The organism is Blautia sp. AF19-10LB (assembly GCF_003461245.1).
Classification (GTDB): domain Bacteria; phylum Bacillota; class Clostridia; order Lachnospirales; family Lachnospiraceae; genus Blautia_A; species Blautia_A intestinihominis.
On record NZ_QTWS01000003.1, the window covers coordinates 85,881 to 109,701 of the forward strand.

A 23,821-nucleotide genomic window follows, 5' to 3' on the forward strand; every position below is an offset into this window, starting at 1 on the left:
CTTCCTCCTATTTCTTTGCACGCTTTACTCTGTAATTGATAAAAAATTCTGCTCCGATCAGGAAAAACAGAATGATTCCAAGGATTACATCAGATGCATTCTCGTTCAGTCCATACTGTGTCGCGATCTGAACAGCACCCTGATCCATGAATACGATACCAAAAGAAACAGCTACCATAATAAAGGTATTGAATTTTGAAAGCCACGCAACGATGATCGCTGTAAATCCGCGGCCACCTGCTGTCGCAGTAGAGATCGTATGGCTCGCGCCGCTGACAATTACAAATCCTGCGATACCGCAGATCGCACCGGAAATTGCCATGGTACGGATGATGACTTTCTTTACATGGATACCTGCATATCTGGCGGTATTTTCACTCTCACCGACTACAGCGATCTCATAACCCTGTTTGCAGTATTTCAGGTAGATGAACATACCGACTGTCAGGATCAGGACGATCAGCACATTCCATCCATATTTCTGTCCAAAGAGCTCTGGCAGCCATCCTGCCTGTGTTGCCTGATTGATGATACCGACTGTATTGGATCCTTTTGGATTTTCCCAGAAAACAATGCAGTAGGTAATGACCTGCATCGCAACGTAGTTCAGCATCAGTGTGAACAGTGTCTCATTGGTATTCCAGTATGCCTTGAATACTGCCGGGATCATTCCCCAGATCATGCCGCCAATGGCACTTGCAATAAACATTACGATCAGAAGCAGAATCGGTGACATTTTGTCCCCTGCATAGATCATTACTGCTGCAGAGCATGCTCCACCGATCAGGATCTGGCCTTCTGCACCGATGTTCCAGAATTTCATCTTGAATGCCGGTGCAAGACCGATCGCGATACACAGAAGGATCATCGTATCACGGATCGTCTGCCAGATACGGCGCTCGGAGCCCATGGCTCCATCCCAGATTGCCTTGTATACATCTACCGGATTCATTTTGACAAGTGCCACGATCACTGCACCACACACGATCAGTGCAAGGATCAGTGCGATAAAACGGATCAGAAGTCTTTCCTGCCATCCGGCTTTGTTTCTTCGTTTACTTACCTGTAAGAAAGGTTCTTTATTCATTGACAGCCCCTCCTTTTTCGTGCTTCGTCATGAGAAGACCGATTCCTTCTTTGGTCGCTGTTCTTCCGTCAACCACTCCGCTGATCCTGCCGCCACAGAGAACTGCGATACGGTCACAGAGTTCCAGTACAACGTCCAGATCCTCAATGACGCAGACAACTGCAACGCCTTTTTTCTTCTGTTCGTTCAGAAGCTGATAGATAACATGAGAAGTGTTGATATCCACGCCTCGTGTCGGGAAAGCGACAAGGAGAACTTTCGGGTTCTGTGCGATCTCACGTCCAACCAGAACTTTCTGGACATTTCCACCGGACATCTGGCGGACCGGAGCGGAAATACTCGGTGTCATGACTTCAAGCTGATCTTTGATCTTCTGTGCAAGGGCTCTCGGACCTTTACGGTCGAGGAAAGGACTTTTGCCGTTGCGGTAGCTTCTAAGCATCATATTATCGGTCATATCCATGTCTCCGACGAGTCCCATACCGATACGGTCCTCAGGAACGAAAGCAAGACTGATTCCTGCTTCATTGATAGAAATGGAATCCATTCCAGAAAGTTCCATTCCGCTTCCATTGTCATCCAGAAGTCGGATGGAACCACTTTCTACATCCTGCAGACCGGCGATCGCCTCCAGAAGTTCCTTCTGGCCGCTTCCGGAAATACCGGCAATACCAAGGATCTCACCTGTGTTTACTGTCAGATCTACATCATCCAGAGTTTTGACATCGTCTTTGTCCTTACAGTTTACGCCTTCAATGACCAGGCGCGGCTTTATATTCTCCGGCTTCGGACGCTCGATATTCAGGTCAACTCTTGCGCCAACCATCATTTCAGAAAGGCTCTGCACATTTGCCTGGGCAGTTTCCACAGTGTCAATATACTGGCCTTTACGGAGGATCGCCACGCGGTCAGACAGTGCAAGAACCTCCTGCAGTTTATGCGTGATAATGATGATCGCACATCCGTCATCTCTCATGTTACGAAGGATATCAAATAATCTGTCGGCTTCCTGCGGTGTCAGCACGGCTGTCGGCTCATCCAGTATCAGGATCCTGGCACCACGATAAAGCATCTTTACGATTTCGACGGTCTGTTTCTCGGAAACGGACATTTCGTAGATTTTCTTTGAAAGATCTAGGTCAAATCCGTACTTGTTGACCAGTTTCTGGATATCCTCTGTGATCTTTTTCATATTGAGTCTTGCCTTGCCCGGCAGACCCAGGACGATATTTTCGGCTGCTGTCAGTACATCTACCAGTTTGAAATGCTGATGTACCATACCGATTCCAAGTTCGTAGGAATCCTTCGGCGAACAGATTGTTACCTCCTTGCCATTTACAAAAATATGTCCTTCATCCGGATAATAAATTCCGTAGATCATATTCATGAGAGTTGTCTTGCCGCTTCCGTTTTCACCCAGGATCGCAAGAATCTCTGATTTTCTCAGCGTGAGATTTACATGGTCATTCGCCTGGACGGATCCAAAACGCTTGGAAATATCCTTAAGTTCAAGTGCATAAGTTTCTCCCACTGTCATTCCCTCCTTTTTTCTGTCTATAGACAAGAAAAAAGCAGAGCTGCTGACGAGCAGCCCTGCCTGTTTCAAATCTTATTCTGTAATAGAAGTGATTCCGTCGATCGCTACATCGAATGCCGGTGCAGAACCATATTCGGATTCATGGAAGTATCCGTCAGAAACGTATTCTGTGTCGCTGCCGTCTTTCTTATAGGTAGTAAGTTCTTTGCCATCTACTGTGAATGTAGAGGTATCAAATACATGAAGAGATCCGTCTGCAAGTGCGTCTTCTACTTCTTTTACTTTCTCATCTGTTCCTTCTGCTACAACGTTCTCGTTGAGTGGTGTGATCTTGTCTGCACCATCGGAGAAGCCTTTGCACCAGTCAGTATCGATTGCTGTGCCATCAAGCATGCACTGTACTGCATATGTGTAATATACACCCCAGTCCATGGATGCGGATGTAAGTGCTGTGTTAGGAGCAACGGATGTCATATCAATGTTGTATCCAACGCAAGGAACGCCTGCTGCTTCACATGCTGTAGGAGCACCTGTTGTATCTGCATGCTGGCTGATCAGAACACATCCGTCAGAGATCAGGGCATCTGCACATTCTTTCTCAAGGTCGAAGCTTGCCCAGCTGTTTGTGTATTTAACTTCCATTGTTACGGACGGGCATACGCTCTTAGCTCCAAGGTAGAAGGAAGTGTATCCGGAAATAACCTCTGCGTACGGGAATGCACCTACATAACCCATTTTGCAGTTATCCTCTGTAATAGTGCCGTCCTCGATCATCTGATTCAGTTTCAGACCTGCTACTACACCGGATACATAACGTGCTTCATAAATATTTGTGAAGTAGTTGTGCATGTTGGAAAGTCCGCTTGATGCTGCCTGAGTTCCTGTTGCATGACAGAACTGAACGTCCGGATATTCTCCTGCTGCTTCAAGGATATAAGTTTCATGTCCAAAGCTGTTTGCAAAGATGATCTGACATCCCTGGTCTGCAAGGTCTGCTGCTGCATCGTAGCATCCTTCGTCTTCACCGATCAGAGTTTTCTCGATGACCTGTGAATCATCCAGTCCAAGGTTCTCTACCATTTCGTCGATACCAGCCATGTGAGCTGCTGTATAGCCTTCGTTCTCATCTCCGATATAGATCGCACCAATCTTGATGTCTTCCTTTGCGATTCCTGCGCCACTTTCGCTGTCATCACTTGCATATACAGGTGCTGTCATAGAAACTGCCATTGCTGCTGCAAGTCCGATTGCCAATGCTTTTTTCATTCTTCTTTCCTCCATTTTCTCTTTTCTCCTCTACCTACAGTTCACCGAACAAAAGAGGCACAACACTTTCTGTTACGCCTCTTTGCAAGTGCTTTTACTATACATTCCGATCTGCAAATTGTCAATAAATTCGAACAAAAACGCATTATTTATTTGACACCCTAATTTTTTTTGTATTTTATTTCGCATAATCTTAAATAGGAAATCTTTGGCGGTTTTGTCCGAAGTCTCAGCATTTCTCCTTGACTTTTTCGCGTTAAAGCGTTATACTTTAAAAAGTTAATTCGATTCAAGTGTGAATCAACAAAACAGGAGGACTTGAAATATGAAAAAGCAGATTTTAGCAGGTGTTCTTTCTGCAACAATGGTAGTTGGCATGGGCGGTGTCAGCGTATTCGCAGCAGATAATGCAGATGATAAAACTTACAACATCGGTATTTGCCAGCTTGTACAGCATGAGGCACTTGACGCAGCAACACAGGGATTCAAGGATGCCATCACAGAAGAACTTGGCGACAAAGTTACATTTGATGAGCAGAACGCACAGGGTGATTCCAATACCTGTTCTACTATCATCACAGACTTCGTTTCTGACGGTGTAGACCTGATCCTTGCAAACGCAACTCCTGCACTTCAGGCAGCTTCAGCTGGTACAGCAGATATCCCGATCCTTGGTACTGCAGTTACCGAATATGGTGTTGCACTTGACCTTGACGATTTCGACGGAACTGTTGGAACCAACATTTCCGGTACATCTGACCTTGCTCCACTGGATCAGCAGGCAGCAATGCTCAACGAACTGTTCCCGGATGCAAAGAACGTCGGACTTGTTTACTGCTCCGCAGAAGCAAACTCCCAGTACCAGGTAGATACAGTAAAGGATGCCCTTGAAAAATTAGGATACACCTGCACTTACTACGCATTCTCAGATTCCAACGACCTTTCTTCCGTAGCTACTACAGCTGCTACAGAAAGCGATGTGATCTACGTACCAACAGATAACACAGTTGCTTCCAACACAGAGATCATCAACAACATCTGCCTTCCTGAGAAAGTTCCGGTAATCGCCGGTGAAGAAGGTATCTGCCAGGGATGCGGTGTTGCTACTCTTTCCATCAGCTACTATGACCTTGGTGTTGCTACAGGTAAAATGGCACTCAAAGTTCTCGTTGACGGAGAAGACATTTCCACAATGCCAATCGAATATGCTCCACAGTTCACCAAAGAATACAACCCGGAGATCTGTGACGAACTTGGAATCACAGTTCCGGATGACTATGTGGCAATCGGTGCTGACGATGCAGCAGACGAAGAAGAAACATCCGAGGATGCTGATGCAGAAGCAGCAGACGACACAGCAGAGGAAGATACTGCTGAAGAAGCTGAATAATTCTGACAATTAATCTAAAATCACAAATTCACACTGACAGCGGGAGAGGAATAACCTTTCTCGCTTTCTGTGTCATCAGGAGGAACTATAAAAATGAACATTATGAGCTTAATCAATGCACTTCCGGGTGCTTCTGCCCAGGGTCTGATATGGGGGATCATGGCAATCGGTGTCTATCTTACTTTCCGTATTCTGGACGTAGCCGACCTTACTGTTGATGGTACCATGTGTACCGGAGGTGCTGTCTGCGTTATGATGCTTATGAGCGGTCATAACATCTGGGTATCCATGCTTGCTGCAACCGGCGCAGGAATGCTTGCCGGTCTTGCAACAGGAATCTTCCACACTTTCATGGGAATCCCGGCGATCCTTGCCGGAATCCTGACACAGCTTGGTCTTTACTCTGCCAACCTCAAGATCATGGGCAAAGCAAACCAGGCAGTCAACGGAAACAAATACAACCTTCTTGTTTCCCTTCGAAATGTCAAAAATGTTCCATTTTATCAGAATACAATTCTGATTGTTGCAATCTTTATCGTTGTTCTGATCGCGATCCTGTACTGGTTCTTCGGTACTGAACTCGGATGTTCTCTCCGTGCTACCGGATGTAACCCGAATATGTCCCGTGCACAGGGTATCAACACAGATGTATGCAAGGTACTCGGACTTATGATCTCCAACGGACTGGTTGCTCTTTCCAGTGCACTTCTTGCACAGTATCAGGGATTCGCTGATGTCAACATGGGACGTGGCGCGATCGTTATCGGTCTTGCTGCTGTTATCATCGGCGAGGCGATCTTCGGAAAGATCTTCCGCAACTTTGCTCTTCGTCTTCTGAGCGTTGCATTTGGTTCTATCCTCTACTATCTGGTACTCCAGACTGTTATCTGGCTCGGAATCGATACAGACCTTCTGAAGATGCTGTCTGCACTTGTAGTAGCGATCTTCCTTGCTGTACCTTACTGGAAAGTAAAATATTTTTCAAAACCTACGAAACGTGGAGGTAACAACTGATGCTTGAGCTGAAAAACATTTACAAAACTTTTAATCCTGGAACTATCAATGAAAAAGTGGCTCTGAACGGTCTGAACCTCACTCTGAATGAAGGAGATTTTGTTACAGTTATCGGTGGAAATGGTGCCGGTAAATCTACCATGCTGAATGCAGTTGCGGGTACATGGATGGTCGATGAAGGACATATCATCATTGATGGTGTTGATGTTACGAAATTATCAGAACATAAGAGAGCAGCCTACCTGGGACGTGTTTTCCAGGACCCTATGACTGGTACTGCTGCTACAATGGGTATCGAAGAAAATCTTGCACTGGCGAAACGTCGTGGAAAACTTCGTCTGCTGAAACCCGGTATCACAAAGGCAGAACGTGCAGAATATAAAGAATTACTTAAGATCCTTGGTCTGGGACTTGAGGACCGTCTTACTTCCAAGGTCGGACTTCTTTCCGGTGGACAGAGACAGGCGCTGACACTGCTTATGGCTACGCTTCAGAAGCCGAAGCTGCTTCTGCTGGACGAACATACCGCAGCACTCGACCCAAAGACAGCGGCGAAGGTACTTGAGATCACAGAAATGATCGTAAACCGGGATCACTTGACTACAATGATGATCACTCATAATATGCAGGACGCGATCATCCATGGAAATCGTCTGATCATGATGATGGAAGGCAAGATCATCCTGGATATCCAGGGTGAAGAAAAAAAGAAACTGACCGTACGCGACCTCCTCGACCAATTCGAAAAAGCCAGCGGCCAGGAATTCAGTAATGACTCCGCTCTGCTGAGTTAAAAGTTCCTTCCACTGCCTCCATACTCCAAACATCCCAGCGGTACACAACGGCCTACGACCGTTCGCGTACCGCGTCCCCCTTGCTCCCCATTCCGGTATTATGGGGAGTCTTGAGGAGCGGAGGGGCTGGGTGTTTGAGATGGGGAACAGCTTCCCCACACGACCACGCATATACCGTCTCCTACTTCGTTCCCTTCATAGAAAGACTGATTCTTTTTTTCTTGAGGTCTACGCCGATCACGCGCACATCCACAACATCTCCAACAGACACTGCCTCAAGCGGATGTTTGATATATTTCTCACTCATCTCAGAAATATGCACCAGTCCATCCTGATGCACTCCGATATCTACGAAAGCTCCAAAATCAATCACATTTCGCACTGTACCCTTAAGGATCATACCCTCTTTCAGATCCTTCATATCAAGTACATCCGTCCTCAGAACCGGTTTCGGCATCTCATCTCGTGGGTCTCTTGCCGGTTTTTCCAGCTCTTTAACGATGTCACGAAGTGTCGGCTCTCCTACGCCAAGCTCCTCTGCGAGCTTCTTGTAATTTTTGATCTGCTTTGAGATTCCGCTCAGCTTGCCAACCGTGATATCCTCCGGTGCATAGCCAAGTTTTTCCAGAAGCTTCTGCGCTGCCTCATAACTCTCCGGATGCACACTCGTTGCATCCAGTGGATTCTTGCCGCCTGTGATACGCGCGAATCCTGCACACTGCTCAAACGCCTTCGGTCCGAGCTTCGCAACCTTGAGAAGCTCACGACGGCTCTCAAACCTGCCGTTCTCCTCACGATACGCAACGATATTTTTCGCGATCGCCTTGCTGATACCGGAAATATACTCCAGAAGCGATGCAGACGCCGTATTCAGATCCACACCAACCTTATTTACACAGTCCTCAACAACTCCACTCAGTGCCTCACCAAGCTTCTTCTGGTTCATATCATGCTGATACTGTCCGACACCGATCGACTGCGGTGTGATCTTAACGAGCTCTGCAAGCGGATCCTGAAGACGTCTTGCGATGGAAGCCGCACTTCTCTGTCCCACATCAAAATTCGGGAACTCCTCTGTTGCCAGCTTGCTCGCGGAATATACAGAAGCACCAGCCTCATTCGTGATCACATACTGAACTTTCTCCGGGATTTCCTTAAGCAGTTCCACAATGATCTGCTCAGACTCCCTGGACGCTGTTCCATTTCCAAGAGAAATAAGAGAAACATTGTATTTCCTGATCAGTTTCTTAAGTGTATCTTTTGCCGCCTGGATCTTCTTCTCATTAGTCGGTGCTGTCGGATAGATCACAGTCGTATCCAGCACTTTTCCGGTAGGATCTACGACTGCCAGCTTGCATCCTGTACGGAATGCCGGGTCCCAGCCGAGGACAACTTTGCCTACGATCGGAGGCTGCATCAGAAGCTGCTCAAGGTTTTTTCCAAAGACATGGATCGCACCGTCCTCAGCGTTTTCTGTCAGGCTGCTGCGGATCTCCCTCTCAATCGCCGGGGCGATCAGACGCTTGTAGCTGTCCTCCACTACTTCACGGAGAACCGGTGTTGTGATCGGATTATCCTTTGCCAGGACCTGCTTCTGCAGCCAGCCAAGAATTTCTTCCTCCGGTGCATTTACCTTGACTGTGAGGATTTTTTCCTTCTCACCACGGTTCAGGGCGAGCACACGATGTCCGGCAAGCTTCTTGATCGGCTCCTCAAATTCATAGTACATCTCATATACAGAAGACTCTTCCGGTTTCTTCGCTGCAGATGCAACAGAACCTTTTTTCATGGTAAGGTCACGGATATAGATTCGATAATCTGCCTCATCAGAAATCGTCTCTGCCAGAATATCCTTCGCTCCGTTCAGCGCGTCCTCTACGGTCTCTACGCCTTTTTCCTCAGAAAGAAAAGCTTTAGCTTCCTCTTCCAGCGGTTTCTTTGTCATCTGAAGCATGATGATATTCGCCAGCGGCTCAAGTCCTTTTTCCTTCGCAATGATCGCTCTTGTACGTCTCTTCGGACGGTATGGACGATAAAGGTCCTCTACTACTACGAGGGTCTTGGCATCCAGAATCTGCTTCTTCAGTTCCGGTGTCAGTTTGCCCTGCTCTTCAATGCTTGTAAGTACCTGATTTTTCTTATCTTCCAAATTTCTCAGGTAAAGAAGTCTTTCGTGCAGGGTACGGAGCTGCTCATCGTTCAGAGAGCCTGTCGCTTCTTTACGATAACGGGAAATAAACGGGATCGTACATCCCTCATCGATCAGCTTTACAGCAGCCTCTACCTGCCATTTCTGTACTTTAAGTTCGTCGGTTATCACCTGAATAATATCCATAAATAAAAATCTCCTTTTGTGCCCGTAAATAAATCTGCTTAATAACTATGCTTCTGCATTATAATCGTCTGATGCCGTATTTTTGTAAAAAGACTCTTCCTTCTTCTCCGGCTCATCAAACTCTCCCAGAATATCTCTGTAAAAAGCCGTTTCAGACGCTTCCATATACGGAAGTACCCACAGAAGCGGAATCCCCATGAATAGAAGCGACACGATCAGCAGCGGTGCAAAGCTTAGCTGCAGCATAAGATACTGCCAGATATGTCCCTTCATCAAACGCATGCTCTGTTTCAGGGACTCTACTCCTCCCATCTCCGGATTATCTGCCAGAAGATAAAAACTGAGCGCAAGCGGTACTGTGATAAGTACATTCAGTACTACACTCAGGATCATGATTCCCATGATCATCTGCATCCAGTTCATCTGCGCTTCGATCGTGCTTCCTGGATCGGTCAGATATACCGCAAAATAGATCGGAAGCTGTGAAACTGTGTTCAGAAGTGCCATTACAAATGCCGCGATCAGCACTCTGTCCGGCTGATTATGAAACATATACAGAAGATTTCCAAGGCTGAACTCCCTGCCTCTGCTCATATTCAACATCATATAGCTGTATCCTGTACCGAATACCATCGCGATCAGCGACACAACAAATACAAAAATCTGCCCGGCTGCGATCTCCAGCATAGAATTTCCCGGAAAAAGCTCCAGCGAAAGGACATTTCCCAGAAAGTTCACCGCCATATAAGCCAGCATTCCCGCGATCGCGATGATCCAGTTTCCTCTGAGAGCTGCCTTGGCACTTGTTTTCCAGTATTTTCGGTTTCTTTTCATTTTTGACTCCTGTTTTCTGTAAACAACGAAGGAATTCCACCCCTGAAACCACAGAGATGAAATTCCTTCCATTTTATTTAATCTGCCAGGTTAAATGCGTCATGTACTGCGTTCATCGCTCTTACACCGTCTTTTTCGTTGATAAGAACTGTCACGCGGATCTCTGATGTGGAGATCATGTTAATGTTAACGCCCTCATTATAAAGACTCTCAAACATCTTTGCCGCAACACCAGGATTACTCATCATTCCGGCTCCGACAATAGAAAGTTTGGCAATATTTCTCTCAGAATGAAGTTCCTGGTATCCAAGTCTTGCTTTGTTTTCATCAAGGACTGCCATTGCATCATCCAGATCCTTGTCATCTACGGTGAAGGAAATATCCTTGGTTCCCGCACGTCCGATAGACTGAAGGATCACATCTACGTTGATGTTTTTCTTTGCCAGTACATCAAATAATCTGAACGCCACGCCCGGGGTATCCTTCAGACCGATCACGGCGATTCTTACTGCATCTGTATCAAGCGCAACTCCGCTGATCAGCATTCTTTCCACTGTTACTTCCTCCTTTACAACAGTTCCTTCGCTTGTATTCAAACTGGAACGTACCACGAGCGGTACGCCGTATTTCTTTGCCATTTCCACAGAACGATTGTGGAGCACTCCGGCACCAAGTGTTGCCAGATCCAGCATCTCATCATAAGTGATCTCCTTGAGCTTGCGGGCTGTCGGAACTTTACGCGGATCTGCTGTATATACGCCGTCTACGTCAGTGTAGATCTCGCAGGCATCTGCATGAAGTGCCGCTGCCAGAGCAACTGCTGTCGTATCGGAGCCGCCTCTTCCAAGCGTTGTATAATCATCGTATTTATTGACTCCCTGGAAACCTGTCACAACAACGATCTTGTGGTTTTCCAGTTCTCTCTTGATTCTTTCGGTATCAATCCTCTTGAGTCTTGCATTTCCGTGAACGCTTGTAGTATGCATTGCGACCTGGAATGCGTTCAGAGAAACAGACGGAACGCCCAGTTTATCGAATGCCATGGACATCAGTGCCACGGACATCTGCTCTCCGATCGTAAAAAGCATATCCATCTCACGCTTCGGCGGTTTCTCATTGATATCCTTTGCCATAGTGATGAGTTCATCTGTGTATTTACCCATTGCAGAAAGAACTACCACCACATCATTGCCTTTTTTGTATTCTTCTATGCATCTTCCGGCGACATTAAAGATACGCTCTTTGTTTGCAACTGAAGTGCCGCCGAATTTTTTTACTATTAACATAGTTTCTCCCCCGAAAAAAATGTCAGTCTTTGACACGGATCATAGTGACCACACTGCCATTTAATTTCTGAACTTTTTCTTTATATTCTCCCTGTTTCATCTTGGTGGTGATAAATCCAAATTCACCCGGGAGGTTCTTGAGATTTACGATCTCAACGTCGTCAAAAACAGCTTCTACCTGGTCTACGGTTGTGCCTTCGACTCTTACAAAAAATCTTCCCTCAACTTCATCCATCGGAATCAGTTCAAGCGGTTTGCTGGACCAGTTTGTCATAATGTTCTTGTGGAGGTGCTTTGCTTCGTCTACTACGTCAGCAACTACTGCGCTTGCTGTCGGAAGTTTGCCTGCGCCGCTTCCATAGAACATTGCATCACCAAGGACATTGCCATGGACAAATACTGCATTGAATACGTCATTTACGCTGTAAAGCGGGCTGCTCTTACCTACCAGGAACGGTGCTACCATTGCGTAGAAAGAATCGTCTCCGATCTTGCGGCTGGTACCGAGAAGTTTGATCGTCATGTCAAGTTCTTCTGCGTACTGCATATTCTCTGGTGTGATCTTGGTGATTCCTTCGGTATAAATATCCTCGTAATTCAGGAATTTACCGTATGCCAGAGAAGAAAGGATCGCGATCTTACGGCATGCATCATATCCCTCTACATCGGCTGTCGGGTCTGCCTCGGCGTATCCCTTTGCCTGAGCTTCCTTGAGAACTGTATCAAATTCGCAGCCTTCTGTGCTCATCTTGTACATCATGTAGTTGGTGGTTCCGTTGAGGATACCTGTGATCTCATCGATCTCATCTGCTGTCAGAGAAGAGTTCAGTGCACGGATGATCGGGATTCCACCACCGCAGCTTGCTTCAAACAGGAAGTTGATGTTTTTCTCGCGTGCGATCTCCATAAGTTCCGGGCCGTGTTTGGCTACCAGGGCTTTGTTGGAGGTGCAGACGCTTTTGCCGGATTCGAGGGCACGTTTTACAAAGGTGTATGCCGGCTCGATTCCTCCCATAACTTCTACTACGATGTCTACCTCCGGATCGTTTGCGATCACGTCATAGTCGTGAACAAGGACTTTCTCTACCGGATCTCCCGGGAAATCTCTCAGATCCAGTACATATTTGATGTTGATCTCTGCGCCGGCTCTCTTATTGATGCTGTTATGGTTGGTGTTGATAACCTCTACCACACCGCTTCCTACTGTACCGTATCCTAATACTGCAATATTTACCATAGCTTGGTTTCCTCCTGCGTTCTTTCTTATAGTTATTCTCTTCCGAGGATCTTCAGATAATGGATTCCATCTCTCTGTTCGATCTCATCCACCATAGCCTCTGCGTCTCCCTCACCCGGCAGGATATCCACGCTGAGTGTGAGGGTTGCCACTCCATTGATCGGAATACTCTGATGGATCGTCAGGATATTTCCATGGAAACGTGCAATGGTCTGAAGCACAACAGACAAGATTCCCGGTTCATCATCCATCTGAATGATGAAAGTGATCGTCTTTCCTCTGGCTTCTTCGTGAAAAGGAAAAATATCATCCTTATATTTATAAAAGGAGCTTCTGCTGATACCGGTCTGCTCTGCTGCTTCCTGCACAGTGCTCACTTTCTCTGAATCGAGTAATTTCTTTGCCTGTACCACTTTCAACAAAACTTCCGGAACCGCTCGCTCCCTGACTACAAAATACTTCTTTTTTTCTGTTGTTTTTCCCATTATGACCTTCCTGTCTCTGCTGACTTTATCGTTACTGTTCACAGCAACTCTTTATCCATTTGATGAAACACATATCCCTCTCAGGAGATGTCCGTTTTCAAAAGACAACTGTTTTCCCATGAGGGATATGTTATCACACCTCTGCAAAGTCTGCAAGGCTTTTTTGCCTTATGATTCAGCCGGTTTCTTGGCTAATGCGATCCATTTCAGGTAGGCGTTGATGAACGGATCGATGTCTCCGTCAAGAACTGCGTCTACATTTCCGGTTTCTTCGCTTGTTCTGTGATCCTTGACCATGGTGTATGGCTGCATAACATAGGATCTGATCTGATTTCCCCAGCCGATATCGGTTACTTCACCACGGATACCGGAAAGTTTCGCTTCTGCTTCCTGCTGCTTGAGGAGGAAAAGTTTGGCTTTCAGCATCTGCATGGCTTTGTCCTTGTTCATGTGCTGAGAACGTTCATTCTGACACTGTACTACGATTCCTGTCGGGAAATGTGTAATACGGATCGCGGATGATGTCTTGTTGATATGCTGTCCACCGGCACCGCTGCTTCGGTAGGTATCGATACGGATGTCGTCATCGTTGATCTCTACATCCAGGTCTTTCTTGATATCCGGCATAACATCGCAGGATACGAAGGAAGTCTGGCGTTTGCCTGCTGCATTGAACGGAGAAATACGGACAAGACGGTGTACACCTTTCTCGGATTTGAGATAGCCGTAAGCATTCTCTCCGTTGACCTGGAAGGTAACGGATTTGACACCGGCTTCATCGCCGTCGAGGTAATCAAGCACTTCCATACTGAATCCCTTGCGGTCTACCCAGCGGCTGTACATACGATAAAGCATTCCACACCAGTCACAGGCTTCTGTTCCACCTGCTCCGGCATTGAGCTTGATGATCGCATTTTCGCTGTCATATTCTCCTGACAGTAATGTTTTAACACGGATGCTGTCGAAATCCTTCTGGAATTCGTCGAGCATCTCCTGAATCTCCGGAATGATCTCCGGATCATTTTCTTCATATCCCATCTCGATCATGGTTTCCATATCTTCCAACTGGGTCTCCAGATTGTGGTATGTCTCCATGTCGTCCTTCATGCTCTTGAGTTCTTTCATCTTCTGCTGTGAAACCTCTGCATCATCCCAGAAGTCCGGTGCTTCCATTTCACGCTCTAATTCTTCAACCCTCTGCTCTTTGTTAGCGAGGTCAAAGTGAATCCCTCACTTCCACTAATGGTTCTGTGTATGTTGCAAGAATACTCTTGAACTGATCTAATTCAACCACAGCTTCACCTTCTTTCTATATATTCATATACTGTAATACCATACCATAGATTGGGTGAAACTGCAAGATTTGCAGTGTGAAAAGCCACGAATCCATTTTTTATTTTTGTATTTTTAACTCATCATTTTTATTGACATTGTATATAATATTACACACAATATAAGTATCAAAATTTGTATAAAGGAGGGAATTTCAATGGCTCAGACAAATATAAATATCCGTATGGATGCAGAACTTAAGAAACAGTTTGAAGCCTTTTGTTCTGACATTGGCATGAGTATGACAACAGCATTCTGTGTCTTCGCCAAAAAAGCAGTTCGTGAACGCAGAATCCCATTCGAGATCACCGCTGACAGCGATCCATTCTACAGTCCTGCAAATATTGCACGACTTAAGAAGTCAATAGAACAACTTGAAACAACCGGTGGTACAATACATGAGGTAAATATGGATGATAAAAGCATGGTCTGATGAAGCATGGCAGGATTTTGAATAAATAATCTAATTTTGATTGCTCAGTGTGGTTCGCATTATAGAGATAAATAAAGCAAGTCCCCATCATACATGAAACTTTCCAATGTTTATATGCATGATGGGGATTTATATGTACTATAATTCTATTCTCTCCAGATCCTCCGGGACGAAAAGATTTCCGTGGAAGTATTTCTTTCCTTCTTCTGTGTAGAGTTCTTTGCGGCGGGCAATGTTCTTGTCCTCGGTGTGGTAGAGGATCAGATTCTGTACGCCGAGCTGCTCTGCCAGTTCGCTGGCGTCTTTGGCTGTGGAGTGATGTTTCTCGTATGGGTGGAATCTGTCTGCCTGGTCGAAGAGACAGAATGCTTCGTGAAGGAGCCATTTGCTGTTTTCGGCGTATTTTTTCTCGCATTCGTTGTATGGTTCGTCACCACAGCAGGTGAATTTCTCGCCATTGCCCATATCCATGCAGAAGCCAAACTGTTTCGCTTTGGTGGACTGGATGTCGAAGAATGTCGTCTTATGTCCCATGATGGTTCTTTCTTCTCCGTCTTCTACGACTACCAGATGCAGGCGGTCTCCGATGTAGCAGGTCTGTTTCTTAGGATAAAGCATCTCTGCCATTTCCTTGAGGATGCGGATGACCTCTTCGTGTCCGTAAATTGTTGCCTCACCTTCGTACTGTCCCTGTTTCATATGCTGGCAGATCATACGGATCATCCAGACAACACCCATGATGTGATCTACGTGTTTGTGTGTCACGAAGATCTCGCGCATATCCATCCAGTCAAATCCGGCATGTTTAAGCTGTGCAAGCAGTGTATTTCCACCACCGCCGTCAACCAGCAGATGCTTATCCCCATCTCTCAGCACAAAACATGTATTGTAACACTCAGTTACCATTGCATTTCCTGTTCCCAGCATTGTAATATCCATAAAAGCGTGAACCTCTCTTTCGTATCGGTGAATATTTTTCGGATATATCTTATCATAAGTGCAAAAGAAAGGAAACAGCATTTGCCGTTTCCTTTCGTGATTTGTTTATGAGAAAAAGCTCTCCGCCACGCTCATATCCGCAACGTATCCCACACTTCCGGTCATGTAGATGGTGCCGTCTTTGTGGATGTCAATCTGGATCATGCCGCCTGGCTGGTTGATATTGATGCGGTTTTCGGTGAAACCGAGTTTGTATGCAGCCATTGCTGCGGCGCAGCTTCCTGTACCGGAAGCTTTGGTGTAGCCGGAGCCGCGTTCCCAGATCTCGATGTCGAGATTGCCGGTGTCAATCTTACGGCAGATCTGGAGGTTCATCCTCTCCGGAAATTCATCGGCGTTTTCCACATATGGTCCAAGTTCTCTGGCTGCTTTTTCACTTACCTCATCCATAAAGATGATACAATGTGGATTACCGATCGTCAGACAGGTTGCCTTGTAATCTTTGTTGTTGAAGGTAAAGTCCTCATTGATAACCTCACGCACCTCGCCAGTCACTGGAATCTCTCTGGAAAGGAAGGATGCCTTTCCCATGTTTACACGAAATTCTGTAGCACGGCTGTTCAGGCACTCCACTTCAATAGAACCGGACAAAGTTTCGATCTCAAATTTTTTCTCTTTGACATATTCATGGTCAAGAAGGTATTTTGCAAAAATACAGACACCATTTCCGCTGATCGCCGCTTCGCTTCCGTCAGAGTTGTAGATATGCACGCCCATTTTTCCATTGATGTCCACCGGTCCGTACAGAACGCCGTCTGCACCGAGTCCAAAACCTCTCTGACACATCAGAGCAATCTTTTTGCCCTGAAGCTGTACACGGTTCTTGTTCGGATCCAGTACCAGATAATCATTTCCAAGTCCCTGATATTTTATCATTGTAATGCAGTCTGTCATTGCTATGCCCTCCCGCTTGATTTGCTTATATTATGGATTTATCGTTACCCGCAATTCATTTAACCATTCGATAGTTCCAGTATATAAGCTATTTTTTACAATGTATATAGAATAAACTGCTCTATACCTTGCAAAAAATGCGGTCATGCTATTGTTTGACCCGTTCACAGCCTCCTGATCATGCCCATTTAATTGTTCCATAACTGGATTTCATTGTATACACCCTATCACATCTCAGGCGAAATGGATACTGTTTTCTCGTGACCAGGCATAAATTCTTGTTTGTGTGTACCCGCTGCATACTACAGTCAAGCATTTTCCATGCATTTCCATATTTTACCTCGCACCATCCATGTGGAGACAACGCGGCATATGGTTCTCTTGCAGTAACTGCACCACACGCCACACGCGCATCATAGCCCAGAACTCTTGCAATATATGCCATTGTAGAGGCATAATAATAGCAGTCACCTCTTCTGTAAGTAAACATGTAACCTGCACAGGAAGCAATCTGATTTGCCCGTGGTGCGTGATCTGTCATATTATAATAAGGATAATTAAGCAGTGTACAGAAACAGGTTCTAAGACGTTTAGAAGGCAGATCTGTTGCCTTTGAGTATCTCATGACAAAAGCAACTGCCTGACGGATTTCTTTCGTTGTAACCCTTACACCCGTTTTGTCCACATAAAAGTATCCAGTCGTTTTTGAGCCGACAATGTGATTCGTGATAAGCCTGCTGTTTCGGTCAAAATAATAATATTTATTCGAAATTTTCTTCCATCCCTTTGCTCTTATTCCTTTTACAGAATAATACTTTCCATTATTCTGGCTGAACCATCCGGTATACACTTTATTATTCTGATATACTTTGCCTTGTCGAATCGTAATCCCGGATGCGGCAGATACATTTATACCTCCTGCCATAAGTGCCAGTGCTATTATCAATACAGCTATTACATTTTTCCATGCTTTCTCCTTCATTGTTCTCTCCCTGTGTAAAATGATATTTTTTATTATACACCACTTCTTTTCCAGTGAATACTTCTTTATAATAGAAAGCAAACAAATCAGGAGGGCTTCCCATGGACTATTCGCAGTATTCCCTTGCAAAAACCGGCTATCTCAAGGAGGATTTCCGGCTGTTTCATATCAATGACCGTACAGACCGGGAGTTTGAGTGGCATTATCATGATTTTCACAAGATCATCGTCTTTGTCTCTGGCAAAGTTACTTATCATATAGAGGGAAAAGCTTACCACCTCAAACCTCAGGACATTCTTCTGGTCAGCCAGGGTGCGATCCACAAGCCGGAGATCGACCCGGCGGTGCCATATGAACGCTATATTTTCTGGCTTCGTGAAGATCTGTCACGTCCAGAGCTCAACACCTGTTTCCAGAAAGCCAACGACCGCAGCTTCAACCTTGTCCGTCTGGATTCTGCCCTCCAGGAACGCCTCAAAGACCTGCTGCCCGAGATCGAGCAGTCCCTGCGTGGTGACCAGTTTGGGGATAATTTCTTAAGTGAGGCACTTTTTACACAGTTTATGGTCTACATCAACCGGATTTTCCTCAAAAGCAGTACTGCTCCAGACCGGAAATCCTACTCTTCGGACTCCCAGGTGGAGCAGCTTCTGAAATATATTAATCGAAATCTGGCAGAAGACCTCTCGATCGACAGTCTCGCCGGGAAGTTTTTCTTCAGCAAATATCATATGATGCGGAAATTCAAAGAAGAAACAGGCTACACGATCCACAACTACATCGTCAGCAAACGCCTGCTTCACGCCCGCTCTCTGATCTCCCAGGGAATGCCCATAATGAAAGCCGCCCAGATGAGCGGCTTTCGGGATTACACTACGTTTGTCCGTGCTTACAAAAAGCAGTTCGGAACAGTGCCAACACAGCGATGATCATTTTTCTTTTTCATAGAGGAATTCTTCTGGCAGGCTTACGTGGAAGTCTTTTGCCAGAGCACGGAAGTTATCCGGTGTGATAGTCTGGAGCTTGTTTGGTGACATGGAGAGGATCTTGACCAGGATCTCTGCAGATTTCTCTACTGTGTGGAGCAGACCGAATGTCAGGTCAAAATCTTCTCCGGAACAGAACATTCCGTGATGTGCCCAGATGACAACATCGTATTTTTTCATCAGTTCTGCTGTTTTGATAGCAATTTCTCTTCCGCCCGGAACCATCCAGCCGATCACTCCGACACCATCAGGGAACACAACCGGACACTCTGTTGCGGATTCCCACAGTTCTCTTGTGAATACCTTGTCTTCCAGTGGAAGTACGAAAGTCAGCGCGATCGTATTTGTGGTATGTGCATGGTAGATAACACGATGTCTTCCGTTTGTCAGTTTCTTCTTCACTTCATGGTTCATCAGATGAGTCGGAAGCTCACTGGTCGGTCTGCCGCCCTCGACAAGTCCCCAGCGGATCCTGTACTTCGTTCCTGTCTCATCCAGCTCGATGATCGCAAGACATACTTCCGGGTCCACGATGATGTTTCGGAAATATTTACCACTTCCTGTCACAAGGAAAAACTCTCCTGCCAGACCCGGAACTTCCACTCCGATCTCTTCCCATTCTCCCGGTGCATTCAGTCGCGGTTTGATCATCTCTACTTCTTCCGGTTTCAGACGATAGCTTAAGTTTCCACCGTTTCTCTCATGCCATCCCTGCTGATAACCGTCATCTGCCATTTTGATAAAGCCTTTTACGAATTTAGATTCAAGAATTTTCATTTTAATACTCTCCTGTCTGTTTTTGTTGTTTTTGTAATTTTGTGGTTTTGTGTCTGTTTTATTTTAACTTTATGTGGTTTCTTTTTGTTTATGTCTGCATTATATATTGTTTTATGTGGTTTGTAAAGAGGTTTTTTCAAAAAATAGTCACAAATCACATGTGGTTTTCACAGTTCTTTCTGCAATACTACACAAAACCACAAAAAAACAAAGCACCAAATTCATCAAGAAACATCACTTCAAAAGAAATGTTTCTTGATAGATTCAGTGCTTTTGTTTACAAGCATTTTATAACGTCAGGATCCTGTTTTTTGGTTTATTTCTGCGCCCATGGCTGTGTCTGAGTCTCTACTACAGTCACCGGATGTTCCAGAGCTTCATCCATCTTGAGGCAGATATACATATCCTGCAGTGCATCTGCCATTCCATAAAATTCTTCACCGCCGTTGATATACTCATGCATTTTTACCATACAGGAAGCAACTGCGATCTCGTCATCGTTGAATCTCGCATTGATAAACGGTGTACGGAACAAAAATTCCTCGCCCAGCATAACCGCATAATGTGACCATTCCTGATTTCCATATACGCCAAGATCAATCCTCCGAAGATCCTGTGTGACCGGAATATTCTGCGCATTCAGATAGCGAATAGTAAGATCATCGATCTCACCTCGTGTTCCCTGCACGGTAAGCTGTCTGGTGCGGATAAAAGAGTGATACTGCGCCGGGTCAGAAAAGTCGAAATATGCCACTTTGCCATTGTCGAATTCCATCGTCAGACGATCTCTGGAGCATTTGACAACCTCTCCATCAAAAACCATGCCCTCTCTTCCATATGTTTCCGTCACATCAAACCAGTAACGTTTTCCGTAAATCCTGCAGTTCTCAAATCCTGTTCTAAGGAACTGCCGGATGATACTCGCACCGTGATAACCGTGGAGTGAAGAAATATTGATATTTTCTACCTCACCAAGCTTTCCATCACAGATTGCCTTGTACCAGGATGCATAGAGCGGCTGCAGGAAATACTGTTCTGCCACCTGCACTTTTGGCTGATATTTCTGATAAGCATCCCAGAGCTGATGCAGTGCTTCCACGTCTTCTCCCGGAGGTGTTTCCGTCAGCACCGGGATCCCTCTCTCAAATAAAGTGATCAGATTTTCTGTGACGATTCCTCTTTTGATTGCCATTACGACAAACTCCGGCTCTTTTTCCACAAGTTCATCCAGTGTATTGACTACTTTTACACTGAATTTTGCAGAAAAAGCCTCACCTTTTTCTTTACTTCTTATCATCACTGCTGCCAGATCAAACATTTCCGGCAGGGCTTTGGCAATGCGAATATAAAATTCTGCTCTCCAGCCGGAACCGATCAGTCCAAAACGAATTTTACTCACGTTTCTGTCCTCCCAAGATCATTTATGTCAACTAATTTTCATCACGGTACAGCGTATCCTCTGGATGCTTCCAGAATCTGATACCACTCATCATAAGAAAGTTCCAGTTCTGTCGCATCCACGGCTTTCTGGATTCTGTCTGCATTCATAGTTCCTGTGATCGCCGCAATTCTTACCGGATGAACAAACAGCCATGCGTAGATCACTGCGTCGATCGTAGTCTTATGCTCTTCTGCGATTGCCGTAAGTACAGTACGCAGACGTACAAATTTTTCATCGGTACTCTTAAATACATCACCACCTCCAAGCGGAGACCATGCCATCAGAGGGATTCTTCTTGTAAATGCATCGTCAACTACTCCATTAAAGAAGTTCTCAGTGTTTTTGACAGAAAGCTCCATCTGGTTCGTCACAAGCGGAATGTTCAGATAACTCTGAAGCATCGTCATCTGGGACGGCAAAAAGTTTGAAACACCAACATTCAGGGCTTTTCCCTGCTTTACAACAGTTTCCAATGCATCTGCAGTTTCTGCCGGATCAGCCAGCGGGTCAGGTCTGTGGATCAGTAGAAGATCTACATGATCTGTTCCCAGTTTTTCCAGAGATTCGTCCATTTCTTTCAGAATCTCTTCTTTTGTACTTTTATAGTAAATGGTCTTGTTTCCATAATGTCCCGGGCATACGATACCAGCTTTTGTGATAAGCTGCATCTTGTCCCTCAGTTCCGGACGTTTCCGAAGTACCGCATCTCCAAAGATTTTTTCACAGGTATAGCCGCCGTATACCGGTGCATGGTCAATGGAGGTCACTCCCATATCCAGACATTTTTCTACAAGATCCAAAAGTTCATTTTCGGTAAGATTGGAATCTGCGATTCTCATGCATCCCATAACTACCTGAGATAATTCCAGATTTTCTGATAATTTGATTTTTTTCATAATGCTCACTCCTGATGTTTATTATTTGTAACTGTTCAGTACCCTCACAGCTACTATTATTCTTTTACACCGCCGGTGGTCAGACCTGCGATGATCTTTTTCTGGAAAATAAGTACCAGAATGATAAGCGGAACGGTTACTACAACAGTCGCTGCCGCAATGTCGCCCCACGGAAGCTCGTAATTGCTCGGGAAAAGTGCAATACCTACCGGTACTGTCCTCATATTGTCATTTGTCATAAAAGTCAGTGCATACAGATACTCATTCCATGCATTGATAAAGACGATCAGTGCCACAGAAAAAGTTGCCGGTTTGATCAGAGGAAGCATGATCGTGAAGAAAATCTTACCTCTGGAACAGCCATCGATCGCTGCAGCCTCCTCAAATCCCTTCGGAAGCTGTGCAAAAAAGTTCGTCAGAAGCCAGATCGACAGGGGCAGGGCAAAGGTGATGTACGGAATGATCAGACCTGCATATGTATTGAGAAGCTTCAGGTTTTTCAGAAGAAGATAGATCGGGCTTAAGGTTGCGATCGTCGGGAACATGGAAATACTTAAGATCGCCATGAGCATGATCTTTTTACCTTTAAAGCGAAGTCTCGCAAGTGCATATGCTGCGGAAGCACCGATTAGAATGCTGAGTACCGTTGTGGAAAGTGCCACGATAAAACTGTTCAGCAGATATCTTCCAAATGGATGTTTCGTAAATACATTTTTGTAAAAGTCCCAGTGGACCTTGCTCGGGATCCACTTCGCCGGAATTGCTGAGATCTCCGACAGAGGTTTGATCGAAGTCATAAACTGCCAGAAGAAAGGAAGGACAATGATTCCGACAAAAACGATCACAAACACTGCGAATAAGATTTTTCCTGCTATGCTCTTTGATTTCTGCACAATGTCCACCTCCTACATCTCTGTCAGACGGTTTCCCATAAATTTCATATAGATCACGCTGATCAGGAATACAACTACAAAGATCAGCACTGCCAGGGAAGAACCATATCCAAAATCAAGGAATTTCATCAGGTTATTGTATGCGTACACAGACACACTCTCCGTTCCGTTCGCGCCTCCTGTCATAACGGAGATCAGGTCAAATACCCGGAAAGCATCCAGGGTACGGAACAGCATTGCCACGAGGACAGTCGTTTTGACGTTTGGAAGCGTGACATAAATGAAACGCTGAATTACATTTGCACCGTCAATCTTTGCCGCTTCATAGAGATCATCCGGAACCATCTGCAGCCCTGCAAGGATCAGAAGTGCCATATACGGCGCTGTTTTCCAGATATCCGTGATGACCAGCGCCATAAAGGAACCACTTGAAGTACTGAGCCATGCTTTGTAACCATCGATCACCCCAAGGCGGCACAATACATCATTAAAAAGTCCATACTGATCGTTGTAGATAAATTTCCACATCATTGCAGAAACAGAGGTCGGAATCGCCCACGGAATCAGGATTGCTGCCCGGACGAAGCCTTTTGCCTTGAATCCCTGATTCATGATCATCGCAGAAATAAAGCCGAGAATCGTCTCAAAAAATACTGTCACAACAGTAAATTTCAGTGTAAATACAAGTGCCGTCAATGCTCTGGAATCCTGAAAAATCTTTATATAATTTCCCAGTCCGACGAACGGATACCCGCTCGTCGGATCAGTCAGGACCATCTCATGGAGACTCAGCCAGAATGTACGAAGTATCGGATAAACCGCCACGATCGTCAGAACAATAAGAGCCGGTGTCATCATAATCCATGCATCCCTGGATTCTGTTTTTTCCAGTGAACCACGTCCCTTTTTCATTGTGCTCATTC

Annotated in this window: 22 protein-coding genes; 5 read left to right on the forward strand and 17 right to left on the reverse strand. The window is 45.5% G+C overall.

Going from position 1 to position 23,821, the window contains the following annotated elements:
- Positions 1 to 7: 7 nt before the first annotated feature.
- The 3 genes from DWX28_RS03235 to DWX28_RS03245 form a co-directional block, all read right to left on the reverse strand.
- A complete protein-coding gene (locus tag DWX28_RS03235) occupies positions 8 to 1,087 on the reverse strand; it encodes an ABC transporter permease (RefSeq protein WP_118251837.1) in 1,080 nt (359 codons plus the stop codon).
- Entirely contained in the window at positions 1,080 to 2,618 is a 1,539-nt protein-coding gene (locus DWX28_RS03240) for an ABC transporter ATP-binding protein (protein WP_022214030.1), read from the reverse strand. Before DWX28_RS03240 ends, DWX28_RS03235 begins: the two co-directional genes overlap by 8 nt.
- A 78-nt stretch (positions 2,619 to 2,696) precedes the next feature.
- Positions 2,697 to 3,854, reverse strand: coding sequence for a BMP family ABC transporter substrate-binding protein (locus DWX28_RS03245; RefSeq protein ID WP_417192302.1), 1,158 nt, complete (start codon positions 3,852 to 3,854; stop codon positions 2,697 to 2,699).
- 361 nt (positions 3,855 to 4,215) lie between these two features.
- Here DWX28_RS03245 and DWX28_RS03250 point away from each other — a divergent pair, with 361 nt between their 5' ends.
- The 3 genes from DWX28_RS03250 (at position 4,216) to DWX28_RS03260 (ending at position 7,088) form a co-directional block, all read left to right on the forward strand.
- A complete protein-coding gene (locus tag DWX28_RS03250; RefSeq protein WP_022214032.1) occupies positions 4,216 to 5,280 on the forward strand; it encodes an ABC transporter substrate-binding protein in 1,065 nt (354 codons plus the stop codon).
- Between the two features lie 93 nt (positions 5,281 to 5,373).
- Entirely contained in the window at positions 5,374 to 6,294 is a 921-nt protein-coding gene (locus DWX28_RS03255; RefSeq protein WP_118251838.1) for an ABC transporter permease, read from the forward strand.
- The gene (locus DWX28_RS03260; protein WP_118251839.1) at positions 6,294 to 7,088 is read left to right on the forward strand and encodes an ABC transporter ATP-binding protein; all 795 of its coding nucleotides are present in this window, start codon (positions 6,294 to 6,296) and stop codon (positions 7,086 to 7,088) included. Before DWX28_RS03255 ends, DWX28_RS03260 begins: the two co-directional genes overlap by 1 nt.
- 181 nt (positions 7,089 to 7,269) lie before the next feature.
- Here DWX28_RS03260 and DWX28_RS03265 read toward each other — a convergent pair whose 3' ends face one another.
- The 6 genes from DWX28_RS03265 to prfB all read right to left on the reverse strand — a co-directional run bounded on the left by DWX28_RS03265 (position 7,270) and on the right by prfB (position 14,559).
- Positions 7,270 to 9,423, reverse strand: coding sequence for a Tex family protein (locus DWX28_RS03265; protein ID WP_022214035.1), 2,154 nt, complete (start codon positions 9,421 to 9,423; stop codon positions 7,270 to 7,272).
- Between the two features lie 45 nt (positions 9,424 to 9,468).
- Complete coding sequence (locus DWX28_RS03270) at positions 9,469 to 10,257, reverse strand: DUF975 family protein (RefSeq protein ID WP_022214036.1); 789 nt, start codon at positions 10,255 to 10,257, stop codon at positions 9,469 to 9,471.
- Between the two features lie 77 nt (positions 10,258 to 10,334).
- Positions 10,335 to 11,543, reverse strand: a complete 1,209-nt coding sequence (locus DWX28_RS03275) for an aspartate kinase (protein WP_022214037.1) — start codon at positions 11,541 to 11,543, stop codon at positions 10,335 to 10,337.
- 22 nt (positions 11,544 to 11,565) lie between these two features.
- Positions 11,566 to 12,780 (reverse strand): homoserine dehydrogenase, encoded by a 1,215-nt coding sequence (locus tag DWX28_RS03280; protein ID WP_118251840.1) that lies wholly within the window; start codon positions 12,778 to 12,780, stop codon positions 11,566 to 11,568.
- 32 nt (positions 12,781 to 12,812) lie between these two features.
- Positions 12,813 to 13,265 (reverse strand): ACT domain-containing protein, encoded by a 453-nt coding sequence (locus DWX28_RS03285; protein WP_022214039.1) that lies wholly within the window; start codon positions 13,263 to 13,265, stop codon positions 12,813 to 12,815.
- A 168-nt stretch (positions 13,266 to 13,433) separates the two neighbouring features.
- A protein-coding gene (gene prfB, locus DWX28_RS03290) for a peptide chain release factor 2 (RefSeq protein ID WP_118251841.1) occupies positions 13,434 to 14,559 on the reverse strand; the annotation gives its coding sequence in 2 pieces (ribosomal slippage) (positions 13,434 to 14,483 and positions 14,485 to 14,559; 1,125 coding nt in all).
- A 195-nt stretch (positions 14,560 to 14,754) separates the two neighbouring features.
- On the opposite strand from prfB, the gene DWX28_RS03295 reads away from it, so the two are divergent.
- Positions 14,755 to 15,030: a type II toxin-antitoxin system RelB/DinJ family antitoxin gene (locus DWX28_RS03295; RefSeq protein WP_022214041.1), complete on the forward strand. Its 276-nt coding sequence runs from the start codon at positions 14,755 to 14,757 to the stop codon at positions 15,028 to 15,030.
- 138 nt (positions 15,031 to 15,168) lie between these two features.
- Here the strand turns inward: DWX28_RS03295 and DWX28_RS03300 are convergent, their stop codons facing one another.
- The 3 genes from DWX28_RS03300 to DWX28_RS03310 all read right to left on the reverse strand — a co-directional run bounded on the left by DWX28_RS03300 (position 15,169) and on the right by DWX28_RS03310 (position 17,905).
- Complete coding sequence (locus tag DWX28_RS03300; protein WP_118251878.1) at positions 15,169 to 15,969, reverse strand: MBL fold metallo-hydrolase; 801 nt, start codon at positions 15,967 to 15,969, stop codon at positions 15,169 to 15,171.
- Between the two features lie 105 nt (positions 15,970 to 16,074).
- Positions 16,075 to 16,923, reverse strand: coding sequence for a diaminopimelate epimerase (dapF, locus tag DWX28_RS03305; protein WP_022214043.1), 849 nt, complete (start codon positions 16,921 to 16,923; stop codon positions 16,075 to 16,077).
- 178 nt (positions 16,924 to 17,101) lie between these two features.
- On the reverse strand, positions 17,102 to 17,905 hold the full coding sequence (locus DWX28_RS03310) for a transglutaminase domain-containing protein (protein ID WP_118251842.1): 804 nt from the start codon (positions 17,903 to 17,905) through the stop codon (positions 17,102 to 17,104).
- 101 nt (positions 17,906 to 18,006) lie between these two features.
- On the opposite strand from DWX28_RS03310, the gene DWX28_RS03315 reads away from it, so the two are divergent.
- On the forward strand, positions 18,007 to 18,834 hold the full coding sequence (locus DWX28_RS03315; RefSeq protein ID WP_022214045.1) for a helix-turn-helix domain-containing protein: 828 nt from the start codon (positions 18,007 to 18,009) through the stop codon (positions 18,832 to 18,834).
- On the opposite strand, the gene rhaD is transcribed toward DWX28_RS03315, so the two are convergent.
- From rhaD to DWX28_RS03340, 5 genes are all read right to left on the reverse strand, one after another.
- Positions 18,835 to 19,668, reverse strand: a complete 834-nt coding sequence (gene rhaD, locus DWX28_RS03320) for a rhamnulose-1-phosphate aldolase (protein WP_022214046.1) — start codon at positions 19,666 to 19,668, stop codon at positions 18,835 to 18,837.
- Positions 19,669 to 19,984: 316 nt separating this feature from the next.
- The gene (locus tag DWX28_RS03325) at positions 19,985 to 21,067 is read right to left on the reverse strand and encodes a Gfo/Idh/MocA family protein (RefSeq protein ID WP_022214047.1); all 1,083 of its coding nucleotides are present in this window, start codon (positions 21,065 to 21,067) and stop codon (positions 19,985 to 19,987) included.
- A 41-nt stretch (positions 21,068 to 21,108) separates the two neighbouring features.
- Positions 21,109 to 22,005, reverse strand: coding sequence for an aldo/keto reductase (locus DWX28_RS03330; RefSeq protein ID WP_022214048.1), 897 nt, complete (start codon positions 22,003 to 22,005; stop codon positions 21,109 to 21,111).
- A gap of 56 nt (positions 22,006 to 22,061) precedes the next feature.
- Positions 22,062 to 22,898, reverse strand: a complete 837-nt coding sequence (locus DWX28_RS03335; RefSeq protein ID WP_022214049.1) for a carbohydrate ABC transporter permease — start codon at positions 22,896 to 22,898, stop codon at positions 22,062 to 22,064.
- Positions 22,899 to 22,910: 12 nt separating this feature from the next.
- Complete coding sequence (locus DWX28_RS03340; RefSeq protein WP_199611789.1) at positions 22,911 to 23,819, reverse strand: carbohydrate ABC transporter permease; 909 nt, start codon at positions 23,817 to 23,819, stop codon at positions 22,911 to 22,913.
- Positions 23,820 to 23,821: the final 2 nt, after the last annotated feature.

Bases quoted from the DNA above. Each gene is read 5' to 3' on its own strand.
- DWX28_RS03235 (WP_118251837.1), bottom strand. From the start codon at position 1,087: ATGAATAAAGAACCTTTCTTACAGGTAAGTAAACGAAGAAACAAAGCC.
- DWX28_RS03245 (WP_417192302.1), bottom strand. From the start codon at position 3,854: ATGGCAGTTTCTATGACAGCACCTGTATATGCAAGTGATGACAGCGAA.
- DWX28_RS03250 (WP_022214032.1), top strand. From the start codon at position 4,216: ATGAAAAAGCAGATTTTAGCAGGTGTTCTTTCTGCAACAATGGTAGTT.
- DWX28_RS03255 (WP_118251838.1), top strand. From the start codon at position 5,374: ATGAACATTATGAGCTTAATCAATGCACTTCCGGGTGCTTCTGCCCAG.
- DWX28_RS03260 (WP_118251839.1), top strand. From the start codon at position 6,294: ATGCTTGAGCTGAAAAACATTTACAAAACTTTTAATCCTGGAACTATC.
- DWX28_RS03265 (WP_022214035.1), bottom strand. From the start codon at position 9,423: ATGGATATTATTCAGGTGATAACCGACGAACTTAAAGTACAGAAATGG.
- DWX28_RS03270 (WP_022214036.1), bottom strand. From the start codon at position 10,257: ATGAAAAGAAACCGAAAATACTGGAAAACAAGTGCCAAGGCAGCTCTC.
- DWX28_RS03275 (WP_022214037.1), bottom strand. From the start codon at position 11,543: ATGTTAATAGTAAAAAAATTCGGCGGCACTTCAGTTGCAAACAAAGAG.
- DWX28_RS03280 (WP_118251840.1), bottom strand. From the start codon at position 12,780: ATGGTAAATATTGCAGTATTAGGATACGGTACAGTAGGAAGCGGTGTG.
- DWX28_RS03285 (WP_022214039.1), bottom strand. From the start codon at position 13,265: ATGGGAAAAACAACAGAAAAAAAGAAGTATTTTGTAGTCAGGGAGCGA.
- DWX28_RS03295 (WP_022214041.1), top strand. From the start codon at position 14,755: ATGGCTCAGACAAATATAAATATCCGTATGGATGCAGAACTTAAGAAA.
- DWX28_RS03300 (WP_118251878.1), bottom strand. From the start codon at position 15,969: ATGGATATTACAATGCTGGGAACAGGAAATGCAATGGTAACTGAGTGT.
- dapF (WP_022214043.1), bottom strand. From the start codon at position 16,923: ATGACAGACTGCATTACAATGATAAAATATCAGGGACTTGGAAATGAT.
- DWX28_RS03310 (WP_118251842.1), bottom strand. From the start codon at position 17,905: ATGAAGGAGAAAGCATGGAAAAATGTAATAGCTGTATTGATAATAGCA.
- DWX28_RS03315 (WP_022214045.1), top strand. From the start codon at position 18,007: ATGGACTATTCGCAGTATTCCCTTGCAAAAACCGGCTATCTCAAGGAG.
- rhaD (WP_022214046.1), bottom strand. From the start codon at position 19,668: ATGAAAATTCTTGAATCTAAATTCGTAAAAGGCTTTATCAAAATGGCA.
- DWX28_RS03330 (WP_022214048.1), bottom strand. From the start codon at position 22,005: ATGAAAAAAATCAAATTATCAGAAAATCTGGAATTATCTCAGGTAGTT.
- DWX28_RS03340 (WP_199611789.1), bottom strand. From the start codon at position 23,819: ATGAGCACAATGAAAAAGGGACGTGGTTCACTGGAAAAAACAGAATCC.